Origin of the sequence: Bradyrhizobium jicamae (assembly GCF_001440395.1) — a bacterium.
GTDB classification, from domain to species: Bacteria; Pseudomonadota; Alphaproteobacteria; order Rhizobiales; family Xanthobacteraceae; genus Bradyrhizobium; species Bradyrhizobium jicamae.
Map to the genome: position 1 here is coordinate 12,952 of NZ_LLXZ01000163.1, position 15,706 is coordinate 28,657.

17 protein-coding genes and 1 pseudogene are annotated in these 15,706 nt (G+C 63.6%); 9 read left to right on the top strand and 9 right to left on the bottom strand.

All coding sequences use genetic code 11. From position 1 onward, the window contains the following. Window positions 1-361: 361 nt before the first annotated feature. On the bottom strand, window positions 362-3,067 hold the full coding sequence (locus tag CQ12_RS27695; protein ID WP_057838463.1) for a sensor domain-containing protein: 2,706 nt from the start codon (window positions 3,065-3,067) through the stop codon (window positions 362-364). A gap of 228 nt (window positions 3,068-3,295) precedes the next feature. Here CQ12_RS27695 and CQ12_RS27700 point away from each other — a divergent pair, with 228 nt between their 5' ends. Further along, window positions 3,296-4,429 carry an NAD(P)/FAD-dependent oxidoreductase gene (locus tag CQ12_RS27700; RefSeq protein WP_347337448.1) on the top strand — a complete coding sequence of 378 codons (1,134 nt, stop codon included), beginning with the start codon at window positions 3,296-3,298 and terminating at the stop codon, window positions 4,427-4,429. 84 nt (window positions 4,430-4,513) lie between these two features. On the opposite strand, the gene CQ12_RS27705 is transcribed toward CQ12_RS27700, so the two are convergent. Next, window positions 4,514-4,699 (bottom strand): YdcH family protein, encoded by a 186-nt coding sequence (locus CQ12_RS27705; RefSeq protein ID WP_057838465.1) that lies wholly within the window; start codon window positions 4,697-4,699, stop codon window positions 4,514-4,516. A gap of 241 nt (window positions 4,700-4,940) precedes the next feature. Between CQ12_RS27705 and CQ12_RS27710 the strand changes: the two genes are divergently transcribed. The 3 genes from CQ12_RS27710 to CQ12_RS27720 all read left to right on the top strand — a co-directional run bounded on the left by CQ12_RS27710 (window position 4,941) and on the right by CQ12_RS27720 (window position 5,827). Then, window positions 4,941-5,147 (top strand): YdcH family protein, encoded by a 207-nt coding sequence (locus CQ12_RS27710; RefSeq protein ID WP_027538800.1) that lies wholly within the window; start codon window positions 4,941-4,943, stop codon window positions 5,145-5,147. A gap of 192 nt (window positions 5,148-5,339) precedes the next feature. Next, complete coding sequence (locus CQ12_RS27715) at window positions 5,340-5,552, top strand: hypothetical protein (RefSeq protein WP_057838466.1); 213 nt, start codon at window positions 5,340-5,342, stop codon at window positions 5,550-5,552. Between the two features lie 23 nt (window positions 5,553-5,575). Beyond that, entirely contained in the window at window positions 5,576-5,827 is a 252-nt protein-coding gene (locus CQ12_RS27720) for a hypothetical protein (RefSeq protein ID WP_057838467.1), read from the top strand. Window positions 5,828-5,886: 59 nt separating this feature from the next. Here CQ12_RS27720 and CQ12_RS27725 read toward each other — a convergent pair whose 3' ends face one another. After that, window positions 5,887-6,411, bottom strand: coding sequence for a GGDEF domain-containing protein (locus tag CQ12_RS27725; protein ID WP_347337447.1), 525 nt, complete (start codon window positions 6,409-6,411; stop codon window positions 5,887-5,889). A 313-nt stretch (window positions 6,412-6,724) separates the two neighbouring features. On the opposite strand from CQ12_RS27725, the gene purE reads away from it, so the two are divergent. Further along, entirely contained in the window at window positions 6,725-7,213 is a 489-nt protein-coding gene (purE, locus tag CQ12_RS27730) for a 5-(carboxyamino)imidazole ribonucleotide mutase (protein WP_057838469.1), read from the top strand. Next, entirely contained in the window at window positions 7,210-8,313 is a 1,104-nt protein-coding gene (locus CQ12_RS27735) for a 5-(carboxyamino)imidazole ribonucleotide synthase (protein WP_057838470.1), read from the top strand. Before purE ends, CQ12_RS27735 begins: the two co-directional genes overlap by 4 nt. A 156-nt stretch (window positions 8,314-8,469) precedes the next feature. On the opposite strand, the gene aqpZ is transcribed toward CQ12_RS27735, so the two are convergent. Further along, window positions 8,470-9,192, bottom strand: coding sequence for an aquaporin Z (aqpZ, locus tag CQ12_RS27740; RefSeq protein WP_057838471.1), 723 nt, complete (start codon window positions 9,190-9,192; stop codon window positions 8,470-8,472). A 255-nt stretch (window positions 9,193-9,447) separates the two neighbouring features. Here aqpZ and rpsU point away from each other — a divergent pair, with 255 nt between their 5' ends. The 3 genes and pseudogenes from rpsU (at window position 9,448) to CQ12_RS47930 (ending at window position 10,658) form a co-directional block, all read left to right on the top strand. Further along, window positions 9,448-9,753: a 30S ribosomal protein S21 gene (gene rpsU, locus CQ12_RS27745; protein ID WP_057838472.1), complete on the top strand. Its 306-nt coding sequence runs from the start codon at window positions 9,448-9,450 to the stop codon at window positions 9,751-9,753. A 262-nt stretch (window positions 9,754-10,015) separates the two neighbouring features. Beyond that, window positions 10,016-10,297, top strand: a pseudogene (locus CQ12_RS47925) (tetratricopeptide repeat protein); the annotation flags it as partial. Between the two features lie 103 nt (window positions 10,298-10,400). Continuing rightward, a complete protein-coding gene (locus tag CQ12_RS47930) occupies window positions 10,401-10,658 on the top strand; it encodes a tetratricopeptide repeat protein (protein ID WP_347337449.1) in 258 nt (85 codons plus the stop codon). A gap of 113 nt (window positions 10,659-10,771) precedes the next feature. On the opposite strand, the gene CQ12_RS27755 is transcribed toward CQ12_RS47930, so the two are convergent. The 5 genes from CQ12_RS27755 to CQ12_RS27775 form a co-directional block, all read right to left on the bottom strand. Further along, the gene (locus CQ12_RS27755; RefSeq protein WP_057838474.1) at window positions 10,772-11,821 is read right to left on the bottom strand and encodes a hypothetical protein; all 1,050 of its coding nucleotides are present in this window, start codon (window positions 11,819-11,821) and stop codon (window positions 10,772-10,774) included. Between the two features lie 196 nt (window positions 11,822-12,017). Then, window positions 12,018-12,302, bottom strand: a complete 285-nt coding sequence (locus tag CQ12_RS27760) for a cupin domain-containing protein (protein WP_057838475.1) — start codon at window positions 12,300-12,302, stop codon at window positions 12,018-12,020. Window positions 12,303-12,316: 14 nt separating this feature from the next. Then, window positions 12,317-13,411 carry a calcium:cation antiporter gene (locus CQ12_RS27765; RefSeq protein ID WP_057838476.1) on the bottom strand — a complete coding sequence of 365 codons (1,095 nt, stop codon included), beginning with the start codon at window positions 13,409-13,411 and terminating at the stop codon, window positions 12,317-12,319. 4 nt (window positions 13,412-13,415) lie between these two features. Then, window positions 13,416-14,267 (bottom strand): alpha/beta hydrolase, encoded by an 852-nt coding sequence (locus CQ12_RS27770; protein ID WP_057838477.1) that lies wholly within the window; start codon window positions 14,265-14,267, stop codon window positions 13,416-13,418. Between the two features lie 18 nt (window positions 14,268-14,285). Further along, a complete protein-coding gene (locus CQ12_RS27775) occupies window positions 14,286-15,683 on the bottom strand; it encodes an NAD(P)(+) transhydrogenase (Re/Si-specific) subunit beta (protein WP_057838478.1) in 1,398 nt (465 codons plus the stop codon). Window positions 15,684-15,706 lie beyond the last annotated feature (23 nt).

The following is a 15,706-nucleotide window of genomic DNA, read 5'->3' on the forward strand; positions in this document are numbered from 1 at the left end:
GCAGCCATCATCGGACGTGGTGTCGGCGCGCGGCGAGCTACGGAAAATGCAGGCGCGAACGATCAGGCGTTCGACGTCGCATTGCCACGGGGGCAGACCAGGAAGAGATTTACGAAAGGTCTCTGGTCAGCCCTGCAAACGCATTTGCAGGGCGTTGACGGGGCCACGCTGGCGATAGTGGTGGAAAAATGTCGTCACCCGCAGCCCTCCTTTCTCGATCAAATAGGCCGTCAGGCTAACTGGGCCTGCAGAGGAAGGCAAGCCAAGGCCTCGGCGCGCTCAAAATCCGAAAAAGGCCGAGGGGTCACCAGCTCAGCGGCGTAATCAGGCCGTGGGACCGGGATGACGCAGCTTGGCGAAATCAGGCGCTGGCGAGCTTGCGTTCGGTTTCGACGTCGTTGGCGGCGCTGCGACCGACCAGCGCGGCGTAGTGGCCGATCGGCTGGGGCTTGCCGAGGAAATAGCCCTGCACCGCGTCGCAACCTTCGTCAGCGAGGAAGCTGAGCTGTTCCTGGGTCTCCACGCCTTCGGCGACGATCGACATTTCGAGGCCGTGGCCGAGGTCGATGACGGCGCGAACGATCGCCGCCGATTGCGGATTGCGCCCGAGATTCATGACAAAGGCGCGGTCGATCTTGATCTTGTCGAACGGAAACGCCTGCAGGTAGCTCAGCGAGGAATAGCCGGAGCCGAAATCGTCCATCGAGATCCGCACGCCGAGCGACTTCAGCCGTCTCAGCAAGGCGAGACCGCGGTCGAAATCCTCGATCAACACGCCTTCGGTGATTTCGAGTTCGAGCCGGTCGGGCGCCAGCCCCGTCTCGAGCAGGATCGAATGCACCAGGCTGACGACGTCGCCATGCATGAACTGCGCCGGCGACAGGTTGACGGCGATCTGCATCGGCACCGGCCAGGAGGCGGCCTCCCGGCAGGCTTCGCGCAGGATCCACACGCCCATTTCGACGATCAGGCCGCTCTCTTCGGCGAGCGGAATAAATTCGCCCGGCGACACGAAACCGCGCACCGGATGGATCCAGCGCGCCAGCGCTTCGAAGCCGATCACCTTGCTGCTGCCGATCGTCGGGCCGGCTGCTGCCTGCGGCTGGTAATACAGCGACAATTCGCCGTTCCGGATCGCCATCGAGAGGTCCTGGTGCAGCACGCGGCGATCGCGGATCTGCTGGTCCATCTCCGGCTCGAAAATGCTGATCGAACCGCGCGACTTCTGCTTGGCGCGGAACAGCGCCGCGCCGGAATTGGCGAGCAGCGATGCAGCGTCCGAGCCGTTATGCGGGAATACCGAGATGCCGGTCGTAACACCGGTCCGCACCGACTTGCCGTCGATCACGAATTCGTCCGACAGGGTTTGCGCGAGTTTTTCGGCGAGCGCCTGGCCCGCCTCCGGCTGCTTGCCGTCGATGATCAGGCCGAACTCATCGCCGGACAGGCGGGCGACCACGCCGCCGCGGGCACAGGCCTGGATGCGGCCGGCGACCTCGATCAGGAGCTTGTCGCCCATCGCGTGGCCGAACACGTCGTTGATTTCCTTCAGGCCGTCGAGGTCGACGCACAACACCGCGAACTCCTCGTCGGTGCCGGCACAGGCCTCGATCATCTGCGCCAGCGCCTGCAGGAAGGCGGCGCGGTTCGGCAGATCCGTCAGGCCGTCATGATAGGCCATGTGCGCCATCCGCGACTCGGTCTGGCGGCGGTCGGTGACGTCCTCATGGGTCTTGATCAGATATTGCGGCTCGCCGGCCTCGTCGAGCACGGTCATGCGACGGGTCAGGAACAGCCGTAAGCCATCCTTGGTGGAGATCGGATGCTCTTCGGTGAGCAGGCTGCGCTTCTTGATCGCGGCCTCATCGCGCGCGATGATCAGTTTGGCCTCGCGCGGGTTGAAGATGTCGGCGGCGGTCAGGCCGGTGGCGTCCTCGCGGCGGCGATTGAGAATGGTCTCGGCACTGCGGTTGGCGAGCAGATAGCGCCCGTCGCTGACGCGCTCGACGATCAGCGACACCGGGATGTTGTCGACCACCAGCTCGAGGAATTTCTTGGTGTTTTCGAGTTCGCGCGACAGCGACCGCCGGTCGGTGACGTCGTCGAACAGCGTGATCAGGAATTCCGGCTTGTTGCTCTCGTTGCGCGCCACCACGCGATTGGAAGAGAGAACGCGTTCGTCGTCGCCGCGTTCGACGCTGTATTCGCTGCGGTGATAGCCTTCCGGCGCGGTCAGCGCCGCCTGGTCCGCGATCTCGATGCGTTTTGCGGTTTCGGGCCGGAATATCTCGTCGGCGCGCTTGCCGACGATGTGATCGCGGGAGAAGCGCGAAAAGCGCTCGAACGCGCGGTTGGCGAAGATGTAGCGACCGTCCTCGATGTTCTTGGCGGCGACGCAGACCGGAACGTTATCGAGTACCGATTCCAGAAACTTGGTGGTCGATGCCAGCTTGCGCGACAGCTGGCGTTGCTCGGTGCAATCCTCATGCGTTCCGATCGTCCCGCCATTGGGCAGGCGGAAGATCTTCGACAGTACCGATCGCCCGCCCGGCAGTTCTGTGACGACGCCTTCGGGGCGGCGGGCCAGCTTGCCGAACTCCTCGACGGTGATATTGAGCAACCCCCGCGCGCGCCGCAATTCGAGCAGTTCGCGGCCGGTCATGCGGCTCGAAATCTCGGCGCGGCTGAGCCCGTACATTTCGAGAAAGCGGTCGTTGCAGAAGACCACGCGATTTTGCGCGTTGGTCATCATCACGCCCTGGTTGAGGTTGTTGAGCGCCGAGCTGATGAACGCGCTACGCTGCATTTGCGCGCTCTTCGCCCCGCGCAACGCCGCCAAAATCCAGATGCCGATCGCAGCCAGGAAGGAAACGACGACTACCCCGCCGATCAGGAACTCCCACACCCGATTGGGATCGAATTCGCCGATATAGCTCGCCGGCGCAAAGCCCTCGGAAGGCCCGGCGCCCCATGCGATTCCGCACGGCATGGCGGTGGCGAGCAGACAGACGAGGGCCTGCGCCGGAATCGAATTCTTCCGTCCTGCCTGCCAGTTGCTGTCAGCCATTACCCACCCGAGGTTTGCGGGCGGAGTGTCTGGCTTGACGGGTTTGGATCGGGTAAACGCCTACCCGTGCAATTCTAAAATGTGACCCAAATTACGGCAATTGGCCTGACATGATTAATGTTTTACTAACGGGGCTGCGTTGGCGGCGTATGTCGAGACAAACCAACGGGTTGGTCGACGGCTTCGGCGAACGAAGCTGTTATCACCGAGCATGGCAAGCGCCGATTCCTGCGCCAGATTTCCGGGCCTGAAGCAGACATGGACAAGGTCGATTGCGTCGTCATCGGAGCGGGGGTGGTCGGGCTCGCGATCGCCCGACAGCTGGCCCAGGCGGGCCGCGAAGTGATCGTGCTCGAGGCCGCCGAGGGCATCGGCACCATCACCTCCTCGCGCAACAGCGAGGTGATCCACGCCGGCATCTATTACCGCGCCGGCAGCCTGATGGCGCAGATGTGCGTCAGCGGCAAGCATGCGCTTTACCGGTATTGCCGCGACCACGGCATCCCGCATCGCAATTGCGGCAAGCTGATCGTGGCGACGACGCCGAAGGAAACCGAAAAGCTGCAATCGATCCGCGCCCATGCGCAAGCCAATGGCGTCGACGACATGCAATTGCTGACGGGCGAAGCGGCGCGCGAACTGGAGCCGGCGCTGAATTGCGATGCGGCGCTGCTTTCTCCATCCACCGGCATCATCGACAGCCACGCCTACATGCTGGCACTGCGGGGCGATGCGGAAGAAGCCGGCGCGGCTTACGCATTCCACACCCCGCTGCTGCACGCCCGGGCCAATGCCGGCCGCATCGAAATCGAAGCCGGCGGCGATGCGCCGATGACACTCGCGTGCAACCTGCTCGTCAATTCGGCAGGCTTGAGCGCGCCCGCGGTCGCGCGCAGCATCGAGGGTATGCCGATCGAAATGATTCCCTGCGCCTATCTGGCCAAGGGCAATTACTTCAGCTGCAGCGCGCGGGCGCCGTTTTCACGCCTGATCTATCCGGTGCCCGAGCCCGGCGGATTGGGCGTGCACCTCACGCTCGACATGGCCGGACAGGCGCGGTTCGGGCCTGACGTCGAATGGGTCGAGAGCATCGACTATGCGGTGGACCCTTCTCGCGCCGAGCGATTCTATCCCGCGATCCGGCGCTACTGGCCAACGCTGCCGGACGGCGCGCTGATGCCGAGCTATTCCGGAATCCGGCCGAAGATCGTACCGCCAGCCGTCGCCACACAGGACTTTCTGATCCAAGGCCCTGCCGATCATGGCGTGGCCGGATTGATCAACCTGTTCGGTATCGAATCGCCAGGGCTGACGTCGTCGCTCGCGATCGCCGATCATGTCGGCACGCTGGCCGAACGCTGAACGGGACCGCGCAGCCAACATCAATCCGATGAGCGCTTGTGCGCCCATCGGCTGCGTGGCGTTTCGAATACTCTGCGGGACTGGTTAGTGGAGGGTTTCGTCGGCGGTTTGTTTCAACCGCTCGATCTGGTCCTTGACCATTAGCTTGCGGCGCTTCAGCTCGACAATTTGCAGGTCGTCTGTGGAAAGGTGCACGAGCGCTTCGTGCAATTCGTTCTCGAGGAGCTTGTGTTTACGTTCAAGTTCAACAAGATGCGCCTGTAGAGCCATACGAAATCTCCTCGGTGGGTGAAACCTCAGATTCGATCCGGACGGCGGAGTGTACACCAGCCTTGGAATCTGTCGATGGGATTTCCAGAATCGGGCCTCCTCATATTTTTGGGTTTATCTGTAACCAATCGTGACTATGGAACCAGGTCAGCTTGCGGAGCGGCCTCGCAGCGACGATATTCACCGCCAGCCTTCGAAGAATCCGTTCGCAACCAGATCGCGCTTTCAGCTAACGTACACCATGACCGACGAAGATGAGCGCGAGCTTGAAAACGAGCTCGCTCGCCTGCAGCAGGAGCATCGCGATCTCGATGCGGCGATCGACGCGCTGCATCAGTCGCCGGCACCGGACTTGTTACGGCTGCAGCGACTGAAGAAGCGCAAACTGCAATTGCGCGATCGCATCGCCTTCATCGAAGATCAGATCACGCCTGACATCATCGCCTGATCGTTGCGCCAGTTCGGCGCACAAAATCGTCAGCGTTTCGGCAGATTCTTTTCCCCGACATCCACACATGTTGCAGTGCTGCGACTGCGGTGCTCGACCGGAAAAACAAGCCAACCGGTCGGCGGATGAGGCTTGACTCCATGAGAACAAACAGAGAACATATGCCTCTGCCGCCAGCCTCGGGAGTCCGCCATGTCCGCCCCCTCGCCCCTGTCCGACAACAGCCGTTACGAGCAGGCCTGTGACCAGGCCATCGCGATGTGCGACGGCAATCTGCGCTCGACCATCAAGGCGCTGATCATGGCGAACGAATATCTGGAAATCGAGCTGGAGGAATTGCAGGCGGCCATCGCCGCCGGCTGCGTGCCGGCAAGAGCCTCCCGTGTGGAGAGCGACGCCGCCTGATCATTCAAACCCGGAGCAAGACAATGGCCGATGTCACCTACTACGTCGCAATGCCATTCCTGCAGGACGATAGCGGCTCGCCGGTGGCGGGCGCCGCGGAAGAATGCCAGAGCCCGACCACTGCGTTGCGCCGTGCCGAGACGATGTCGCGGATGGCCGGCAGCATCGGCGCCGTCGCCTTCAGCCGCAGCGGCGATCCAATGCTCGGCGAATTCGGCGATGCAAAACTGCTGCACAAGTTCGGCAATGTGCCGGACGATCTCAGCGGGTTGTGATGGACCGCTGATCGGAGATTCGTTGGGTAGGCAAAGCGCAAGCGTGCCCCCCTACAGATCTACGAATTCGCCTCATGTCGCCGCAGCGCCTTGCGCACATACATGGCGCTGTCGGCCGCTTCCAGCGCGCGGCCGGCTTCGGAGTGGGTATCGAGAACGGAGACGCCTGCGGAAGCGCCCGCGGTGATGGTGCGGCCATCGAACACGAAGGTGAGGCGATCGATCGCTTCTTCCAGCGCGGCCGCCTTGACCCTGGCGTCGGTCTCGCTGAGATTCCAGAGCAGCAGTGCGAACTCGTCGCCGCCGAGCCGGCCGACCACGTCGGAAGCGCGCACCTGCGCCAGCAGCGCCGCGACAATGGCCTTGAGCACCTGATCACCCGCGGCATGTCCGAAGGCGTCGTTGATCGGCTTCAGGCGATCGACGTCGAGCACGACGAGGGCGCCGGAGGCACGGTAGCGTTTGATGTAGGCGATCGCGCGATGGAGCTCGCGCTCGAAGCCACGCCGGTTCGGGATGCCCAGCAGGAAATCGGTGTCGGCGGAGGCCTGAAGTTCCTCGATCTGCGCCTGCGTCTGGGCCAATTGCGCCTTCAGCCGGCGAATCGTCGTCTTGCTGTCGTTGGAGGTGGCTGGTGGCCGGGAGGGCGGTGCGGAGGATCGCCGCGGTGTGGATTTTCGCCCGGAAGCCGCGCTTTTGGGGCGTTTTCCGGCCCTCGACGCGGCTCCCCTGGTTTTCTTCTTCATGGCCTTCCCTGTGCAGGCACGCTTATGAAGGCTTGCCGGGATTCACCAAGACAGGATAGTCCATTCCTGATCCCTTGCCACGCCTTGGATGAACCCCTGGCCGATCCTATAATCGGCCTATGTTTCTGGATTCCTGAACAGAATTGACGAGATGACCGCACCGATCGCCATCATTATGGGCAGCCAGTCCGACTGGGAGACCATGCGCCACGCTGCCGAGACCTTGGCCGCACTCGGGGTCGACTGCGAAAAACGCATCGTTTCGGCCCACCGGACCCCGGACCGGCTGTTCGCCTTCGCCAAGGGCGCCAAAGCCGCCGGCTTCAAGGCCATCATTGCCGGTGCCGGCGGCGCCGCGCATCTGCCCGGCATGGCGGCGGCGCTGACCGAGCTGCCGGTGTTCGGCGTTCCCGTCGAATCCAAGGCCCTGTCGGGGGTCGATTCGCTCTACTCGATCGTGCAGATGCCGGCTGGCGTTCCCGTCGGGACGCTGGCGATCGGCAAGGCCGGCGCCATCAACGCCGCCCTGCTCGCGGCCGCTGTGCTCGCGCTGAACGACGCACCGCTCGCGGGCAGGCTCGCCGCCTGGCGGAAGCAGCAGACCGATGCGGTCAAGGAGCGTCCGGAGGGTTCAGCGTGACGGCTTCAGGCAGAGTGAAGCTGAAGCCGGGCGACACCATCGGAATTCTCGGCGGCGGACAATTGGGCCGGATGCTGGCCATGGCGGCAGCACGCCTTGGCCTCAGGTGCCAGGTGTTTTCGCCGGATCCGGACTCGCCCGCCTTCGACGTGGTGCTGAACGCGACCTGCGCCGAATATGCCGATGTCGAGGCGCTCGAACTGTTCGCCAACGATGTCGACGTCATCACCTATGAATTCGAGAACGTGCCGGCGGCCACCGCGATGGTGCTGGATGCGCGGCGTCCCGTGCTACCAGCGCAGAAGATCCTGGAGACCACGCAGGACCGCCTGATCGAAAAGGATTTCGTCAAGCGGCTCGGCATCGGCACCGCCGACTATGCCGACGTATCGTCGGTGGAAAGCCTGCAGAGCGCCATTGCCCGCATCGGCCTTCCCGCCGTGATCAAGACCCGCCGCTTCGGTTACGACGGCAAGGGCCAGGCGATCATTCGCGAGGGCGATGATCCGGCTCAAGTCTGGGAAGACCTCGGCACCAAATCCGCGATCCTCGAAGCCTTCGTTCCCTACGAGCGCGAGGTCTCCGTGATCGCCGCGCGCGGAGCCGACGGCACGGTCGAGTGTTACGACGTCACCGAAAACGAGCATCGCGATCACATCCTGAAATTCTCGCGCGTGCCGGCGGCGATTTCGGACGAGCTGGCGGCACAGGCGCGCGCCGTCGCCGAAAAGATCGCCCACGCGCTCGACTATGTCGGCGTGCTCGGGGTCGAGTTGTTCGTCGTTGGCGGAAACGGCGGGCCGCATGTGCTGGTCAACGAGATTGCCCCGCGGGTGCATAATTCCGGACACTGGACGCTGGACGGCGCCTCGGTCTCGCAATTCGAGCAGCATATCCGCGCGATCGCCGGCTGGCCGCTTGCCAAGCCGGTTCGTCACGGTGAGGTCACCATGACCAACCTGATCGGCGACGATATCCTCGACTACGAGCAATGGCTGACGGTTCCCGGCGCCACCGTTCACCTCTACGGCAAGGGCCCGCCGCGGCCGGGCCGCAAGATGGGCCATGTCACCGAAGTGGTCCCGGCGAGCAAAAAATAGCGCGGTGTGCCCGCCGGGCTAAAGTGTGATGAGGTTTCTTCGAATCGTCATCCCACTTTATCTTTTTGTTTGAGCATGATCTCCGCGCAAACGTGTTGCGTTTGTCGCGAGGGAAAACCGCTACACACTTTTCCGGATCATGCTCTAGATCGCAGATCAGGCCGTCCTTACGCCTTCCACGACGCCGGCCGGCTCCTCACTGAGCCAGCGATAGAGCACGCCGCCAAGAGCACCGCCGATCAGCGGCGCAACCCAGAACAGCCAGAGCTGCGCCAGCGCCCAGCCGCCGACGAACAGCGCCGGGCCCGTGCTGCGCGCCGGATTTACCGATGTGTTGGTGACGGGAATGCTGACGAGATGGATCATCACCAGCGCTAGGCCGATCGCCAGCGGCGCAAAGCCCGCCGGCGCCTTGCCGTGGGTCGCGCCCATGATGATGAACAGGAACATCATGGTCATCACCACCTCGGTGATGAAGCAGGCCACCATGCCGTATTTGCCGGGCGAATGCGCGTCATAGCCGTTGGAGGCAAAGCCCTTGGTCAGATCGAAGCCCGGCGCACTGCTTGCGATCACGTAGAGCAAGCCTGCGGCAACAATCGCGCCAATCACCTGCGCGACGACATAGGGCAGGATCTGACCGGTCGGAAATCGGCCACCCGCGGCAAGGCCGACCGTCACGGCGGGATTGAGATGGCAGCCGGAAACGTGCCCGATCGCATAGGCCATGGTCACGACGCTCAGCCCGAACGCCAGGGACACACCGACCAGACCTATCCCGACCTGCGGAAAGCCGGCGGCAATGACCGCGCTGCCGCATCCCGCAAAAGTGAGCCAAAACGTACCGATCGCTTCAGCGGTATATTTTTTGGTATTCATACTCGCCTCCCGCATGTTTTTACGTTCCCGGATGCTAGGGAAGGCCCGTGAGGGGCTCGTTATCTGCGGAAACCGGCCCTGTATTGGCCGAATTCCGCCGATTTTCGTAGCGTCCCCGGGCCCAAAACCGCCTTCTCCGGTGGACATCAGCGGTTTTGTCTGCTACATGCCCGCGCTCAGGGTTGAGGGCTAGGCCTTTCGCCGGCCCTTCACTTTACCAGAATTCCTATCCGATCAATTGAAAGAGGATGCCGCGTGCAGGTTCTCGTTCGCGATAACAATGTCGACCAAGCCCTCAAGGCGCTGAAGAAGAAGATGCAGCGCGAGGGTATTTTCCGCGAGATGAAGCTCCGCGGACATTACGAAAAGCCCTCCGAGAAGAAGGCCCGCGAAAAGGCCGAAGCCGTGCGCCGCGCGCGCAAGCTGGCCCGCAAGAAGCTGCAGCGCGAAGGCCTGCTGCCGATGAAGCCGAAGCCGGTGTTCGGCGCCGGCCCCGGTGGCGACCGTGGTGGTGCTGGCGGTCGTGGTGGCCCGGGCGCAGGTCCGCGCGGACCGCGCTGATCGCGTTCTTCCCAAGAGATCTGAATTGAAAACGCGGACTTCGGGTCCGCGTTTTGTTTTTGAGCGCAGGCAAGTCGGTTCGAATGTTGTCGTGCGCGCTCCGCCATCTGCATCATTTTGCAAGGGACGCGGCGACCGCCGCCGTCATCCGGAAAACGTTGGATGGCAATCGCCCCGGCCGCGTTGCGGCTATTTTGGTCGATGCATTTTGCGTTCCGGCAGGTTACGAATTACTGCATCGAATCCGAAAGTCTTCCGCTGCATGGCCGTTACGGATTGCAATGCCTCTTCCCGCGCCTCGCGCTTGACGGCCGCATCTGTCGCGCTGCTTGCAACTGTTTTTGCTCTTCCGCTCGGCGGCTGTTCGTTCGACCTGGGATCGTGGGGATCGGACAAGGAAAAGCCGCAGGTCCTCGAACAGAAGCCGACCGGCACGATCAGCGGACAAAGCGTCAGCGATGCCCAGGGCCACGCGGCACGCGGCCAGGCGCTCGTCAAAGCCGGGAAGACCGAAGAGGCGCTGGCGGAATTCGACCGCGCGCTGGCGCTCGATCCCTACAACGTGCCGGCCCTGTACGGCCGCGGCCTGATCCATCAAGGCGAAGCAGCACGAGCAGGCGATCGCGGATTTCACCGCGGCCAATGGTCTGACGCCGCAACGGGTCGAGCCGCTGCTGGCGCGTGCCACCAGCTACCTCGCGATCGACAAGGCCAAGGAAGCCGCTTCCGATCTCGACGAGGCGGTGCAGACCGATCCCAACAGTGCGCAAGCCTGGTCGGCCCGTGGCGCCACCTATGAGCGGCTCGGCGACAAGGCCAAGGCGTTCGCATCCTATGGCCGTGCGCTTGCGCTCCGGCCCAAGGACGAAGCCGCGCGAAGCGGGCTTGCTCGCACCGGCGGCTAGCGCTCCCGGCTTTGCCATCGCTGCAGTTCCGCCGACGCGCTTTCGCGTGCGGGAAAACAAAAGCCCCCGGACTAATCCGGGGGCATGCGTCATGCGAAACGCTACGAGTTGGCTTACCTCGGCAGCACCGAGTGGAAGATCGACTTCGCGGTGGACAGCGCGTCCTCGGCAGCCGCCGTGGCGCGATCGCGTACCGACGGTTCTGCGACTTCGGCGCGCAGATCAATTGGACGCGAGAGGGGGATATCGGCGGGCGGGATGGGACGGTTCGGGTTGCCGGCGTCGGCATAAGGCGGCCGTGCCTGCGATGAAGGCTGACCCGACGAAGCCTGACCATAGGGTTCGCCGACGGGCGACCCCGAGACCATGATCGGTGGCGGCAGCGGACGAAGCGCGGGCGCATGCGCGGTGACAGGTGCATTCGTGACCGCCGGTGCAGCCGCGACCACGGGCGCATTCGCGACCTTCGGCGCCTCGGAAGCGCGGGCAGGCTCGGCGACGCGCGGCGAGGTTTCGCCGTTGGCGCGCAGGCGCTCGATCGCGGCGCGCGCCAGATCGTTGGCGTCGCGGCGTTCCTCCGGCGCAGCCGAAGTCTCGACCGGGGCAGCCGGCGCGGGTGGAGCAACCGCAACCGGCGCCGGCGAAGAATTCACAGGCTGAGAATTCAAAGGCTGGATCGGCGACGGCAGCACGACCCGAATCTTTTCCTTTTCGCGCGGCGCCGCAGCGTGACGGCGATCGGCGTCAGCGGGGCTTTCGGCCGATTTCACGTCGGACTTGTTCGCGTCAGACTTGTTCGCGTCAGATTTGGGGTCAGCTTTGGCTTCAGCCTTTTCGTCGGCCTTCTGGGCCTTCTCGGCCACCGCCGGCCGTTCGGCAGCGGTCTTCTCCATGATGGCCTTTTCGGAGATGCCACGTGCCTTGACGCCTGCGGCGGGGAGATTGCTGGCCGTGCTCTCGGCCGGCTTGGCATCAGACTTGGTATCGGATTTGGCTTCGGCCTTGCCATCCCCCTTGGGGTTGGCGGGCGATACCGCCGCGGCGGGAGGGGCGTCCGTGGCGGGCTTGCTGACGATGTAGTGGTTGACGATGTAGGCCCCGATGACGGTCGCAGCCACCGAAGGGAAGATGTCCACCGCAAATTTCTTGAGGTAATTCAGCATTCAGGCCACTCCCCACGGGTCCCTCAATTGCCGGAACTTTGAGGCACATTGAGGGATCAACTGCGACGGATCGGTGGCAACTCAGCAGTTCCTGTGCAGGCGCGGCGGAACCCGCTTGCATCTGCCCCCTCTCCAGGCCGCAGCGCAACATACGGCGTCCCTGCCCGGCGAAGCAACCTAGACCTGAGATGGAGGGTCAGGGCTTCAGCTCGACCTCCAGAAACACGATCTCGCTGTTCGTCTCGTTCAGCACGTCGTGCTGGACACCGGCTTTCCGGAAATAGGATTTGCCGGCCCCGAGCTGCGCCTTGGTGCGCTCGCCATTTGGCGCGACGATGGTCATCTCGCCCGAGGTCACCGGCACGATCACGTAATCCATCCCATGGGTGTGATGGCCGGTGGCGCTGCCCGGCGCCAGCCGCCATTCGGTGACACGGACTTCCGGGGTATCGACCTGAACGTCGGATTTGGCGGCGAGCATCTGTTTTTCTCCGATTACGGCACGAACACCATGAACAGGAATACGGCAAACACCACCATATGTACCAGCCCGAACAGGATGTTGGTCCGTCCGGTGCCAAAGGTGAGCATGCTGATGACGAAAGTCAGCATCAGCAGCACCATCTCCTGGGTGTTGAGCCCGAGGACCAGCGGCTTGCCGAGCGTGTAGGCGGCAACGGCGACGGCCGGAATTGTCAGCCCGATCGTGGCGAGCGACGATCCCAGCGCTAGATTAATGCTCTTCTGCAGTTCGTTCTTGCGCGCGGCGCCAACGGCCGCGACGCTTTCCGGAAGCAGGATCAACAGCGCCACCAGCACGCCGGCGAAGGCCGGCGGCGCGCCAATCATCGCGGTCACGACATCGACCACCAGCGAGAATTTCTTCGCCAGCAGCACCACCGCCAGCAGCGATACCAACAGCAGCCCGACGCTCAGCGCCAACATCCGATTCGGCATCGGAGCTTCATGCGCCGCATCACCGCCGTTACTGACGAAATAGTCGCTATGCCGGATGGTCTGGGTATAGAGGAACACGGCGTAGAGGACGACCGTGACGGCGCTGACGAAACCAAGTTGCGCCGACGAATAGACCGGGCCCGACGTGGTCAGTGTGTAGTTCGGCATGACCAGCGTGATCGTCGCCAGCACGAACAGCACGCTGAGGTAAAGGTTGGCGCCGGAGACCTGGAAATCCTGCTCGCGGTAGCGCAGCCCACCGATGAAGATGCAGAGGCCGACCAGCCCGTTGCATACGATCATCACGACCGCAAACACCGTGTCGCGCGCCAGCGCGGGCACCGGCTTTTCACCCAGCATGATGGTCGCGATCAGCACGACTTCGATGATGGTGATTGAGAGCGTCAGCACCAACGTGCCGTAGGGCTCGCCGATCCGCTCGCCGATCACTTCGGCATGGTGCACAGCCGCGAACACCGTGCCGAACAGGATCGCCAGCAGCACGGCCGCGAACAACAGCCCGCCGGCCGACGGCGTAAAGTCGAGCCCAAGGACGGTGGCCACGGCAAACAGCAGCACCGCCAGCGCCGGGAATATCCAGGCCGATCGCGGCATCGGTCCGTGTGCGCTCATGCAGTCAAGTTCCCAACCGGTTCGGGGACGGAAGCCGTCCCTGCATCGACGAGCCCTTCGCAAGGTTGATGAAATTCCGCGCGATTTCAATTGCGCCGAAATTGTCCAGATCGTTATGACCGCCGCGGGCAAGGCGGACGAACCGTTTCGGCTCGTTCGCCAGCGCGAACAGCCGCTCGCCAAACACCACGGGTATCGTGGGATCGAGCGCGCCATGCATCACGAGCAGTGGAACCCTGACCCGGGGGATGCGCTGGTCGGAGTGGAACCGGTCACGGATCAATAGCCGTACCGGCGCAAACCAGAACGCCGAGGCGGCGACGTCCACGATGGACGTATAAGGGGCCTCCAGGATCAACTTTCCGACCGGCTGTTCGGCCGCCACCGTGACGGCGACGCCGGTGCCGAGGGAAAATCCCCACGCAACGATCCTGTCCGTGCTGTATCGCTTTGCCGTGAAGGCATAGGCGACCGCGGCATCCAGCAGCAATCCCTGCTCGCTCGGTTGTCCGCTGGAGCCGGCGTAGCCGCGATAGGACAGCGCGACGATTCCGGTCCCGTCGGCGATCAGGCCCCGAAAACGGCCGAAGAAACCGGCGAGATAATCGCCATTGCCGTGGAAGTAGAGGACGACCGGACGACCGGGCCTCGCCGGAACGTGCCAGACGATGACCCTCTCACCGTCAGCCGTGGCCAGGACATGTTCCTCGGCTTCGGGAAAGCCCGCCGTCGCGGGCGCCGTGCGCGCGCTCGTCGGAGCGGGATACAGGACGGTGCGCTGTGCAAAGAACAGCGCAAGCAGAACAGAGACATAACCCGCCGAAACGATAATCAGCAGCCATTTCAGCGCGGTCATGAATTTCCTTCGATCGCGTTACATCCCCTTGACGATATTCTCGGTGACCTTCTTGGCGTCACCAAGGAGCATCATGGTGTTGTCGCGATAGAACAGCGGGTTGTCGATGCCGGCATAGCCCGATGCCAGCGAACGCTTGATGAACATCACGGTGCCGGCCTTCCAGACCTGCAGCACCGGCATGCCGTAGATCGGCGAGGTCTTGTCTTCCTCGGCGGCCGGGTTGGTGACGTCATTGGCGCCGATCACGAAGGCGATGTCGGCCTGGGCGAATTCGGAGTTGATGTCCTCGAGCTCGAACACCTCGTCATAGGGCACGTTGGCTTCGGCGAGCAGCACGTTCATGTGACCGGGCATGCGGCCGGCGACCGGGTGAATGGCGTACTTCACCTCGACGCCTTCCTTTTTCAGGAGGTCGGCCATTTCGCGCAGCGCGTGCTGGGCCTGCGCCACCGCCATGCCGTAGCCGGGCACGATGATGACCTTGGAGGCGTTCTTCATGATGAAGGCGGCATCGTCGGCCGAGCCCAGCTTGGCCGGCTTCTGTTCGCCGGTGCCGCCGCCCGCCGCCGCCGTCTCGCCGCCGAAACCGCCGAGGATGACCGAGATGAAGGAACGGTTCATCGCGTGGCACATGATGTAGGACAGGATCGCGCCCGACGAGCCGACCAGCGCGCCGGTGATGATCAGCGCGGAATTGCCGAGCGTGAAGCCGATGCCGGCCGCGGCCCATCCCGAATAGGAGTTCAGCATCGAGATCACGACCGGCATGTCGGCGCCGCCGATCGGAATGATCATGAGCACGCCGAGCACCAGGGCGATGATGGTGATCAGCCAGAAGTCGATCGCGCTGCCGGACCGGACCAGGCCGAAAATGAAGAACACCAGCGCGAGCGCCAGCGCGATGTTGATGATGTGGCGGCCGGGCAGAATGATCGGCGCACCGCTCATGCGCGCGGAAAGCTTCAGGAACGCAATCACCGAACCGGTGAAGGTCAGCGCGCCGATGGCGACGCCGAGCGACATTTCAACCAGGCTGGATGCGTGAATCGCGCCGGGCTTGCCAATGTCGAAGGCTTCGGGCGCATAGAAGGCGCCGGCGGCGACCAGCACCGCGGCCATGCCGACCAGCGAGTGGAAAGCCGCGACCAGTTCCGGCATCGAGGTCATCGGCACCTGCCGCGCGATGACCGCACCGATTGCGCCGCCGATGGCGATGCCGAGGATGACCAGCACCCAGGCCACGGCGTCCGCCGGAGGATGGCTCGCCAGCGTGGTGCCGACGGCGATCGCCATGCCGATCATGCCGAACAGGTTGCCCTGGCGGGACGATGCCGGGCTCGACAGCCCGCGCAGCGACAGGATGAACAGCACACCCGCCACGAGATACAACAGTGCAGAAAGATTGGCGCTCATCTCAGGTCCCCATTTGCCTTCGA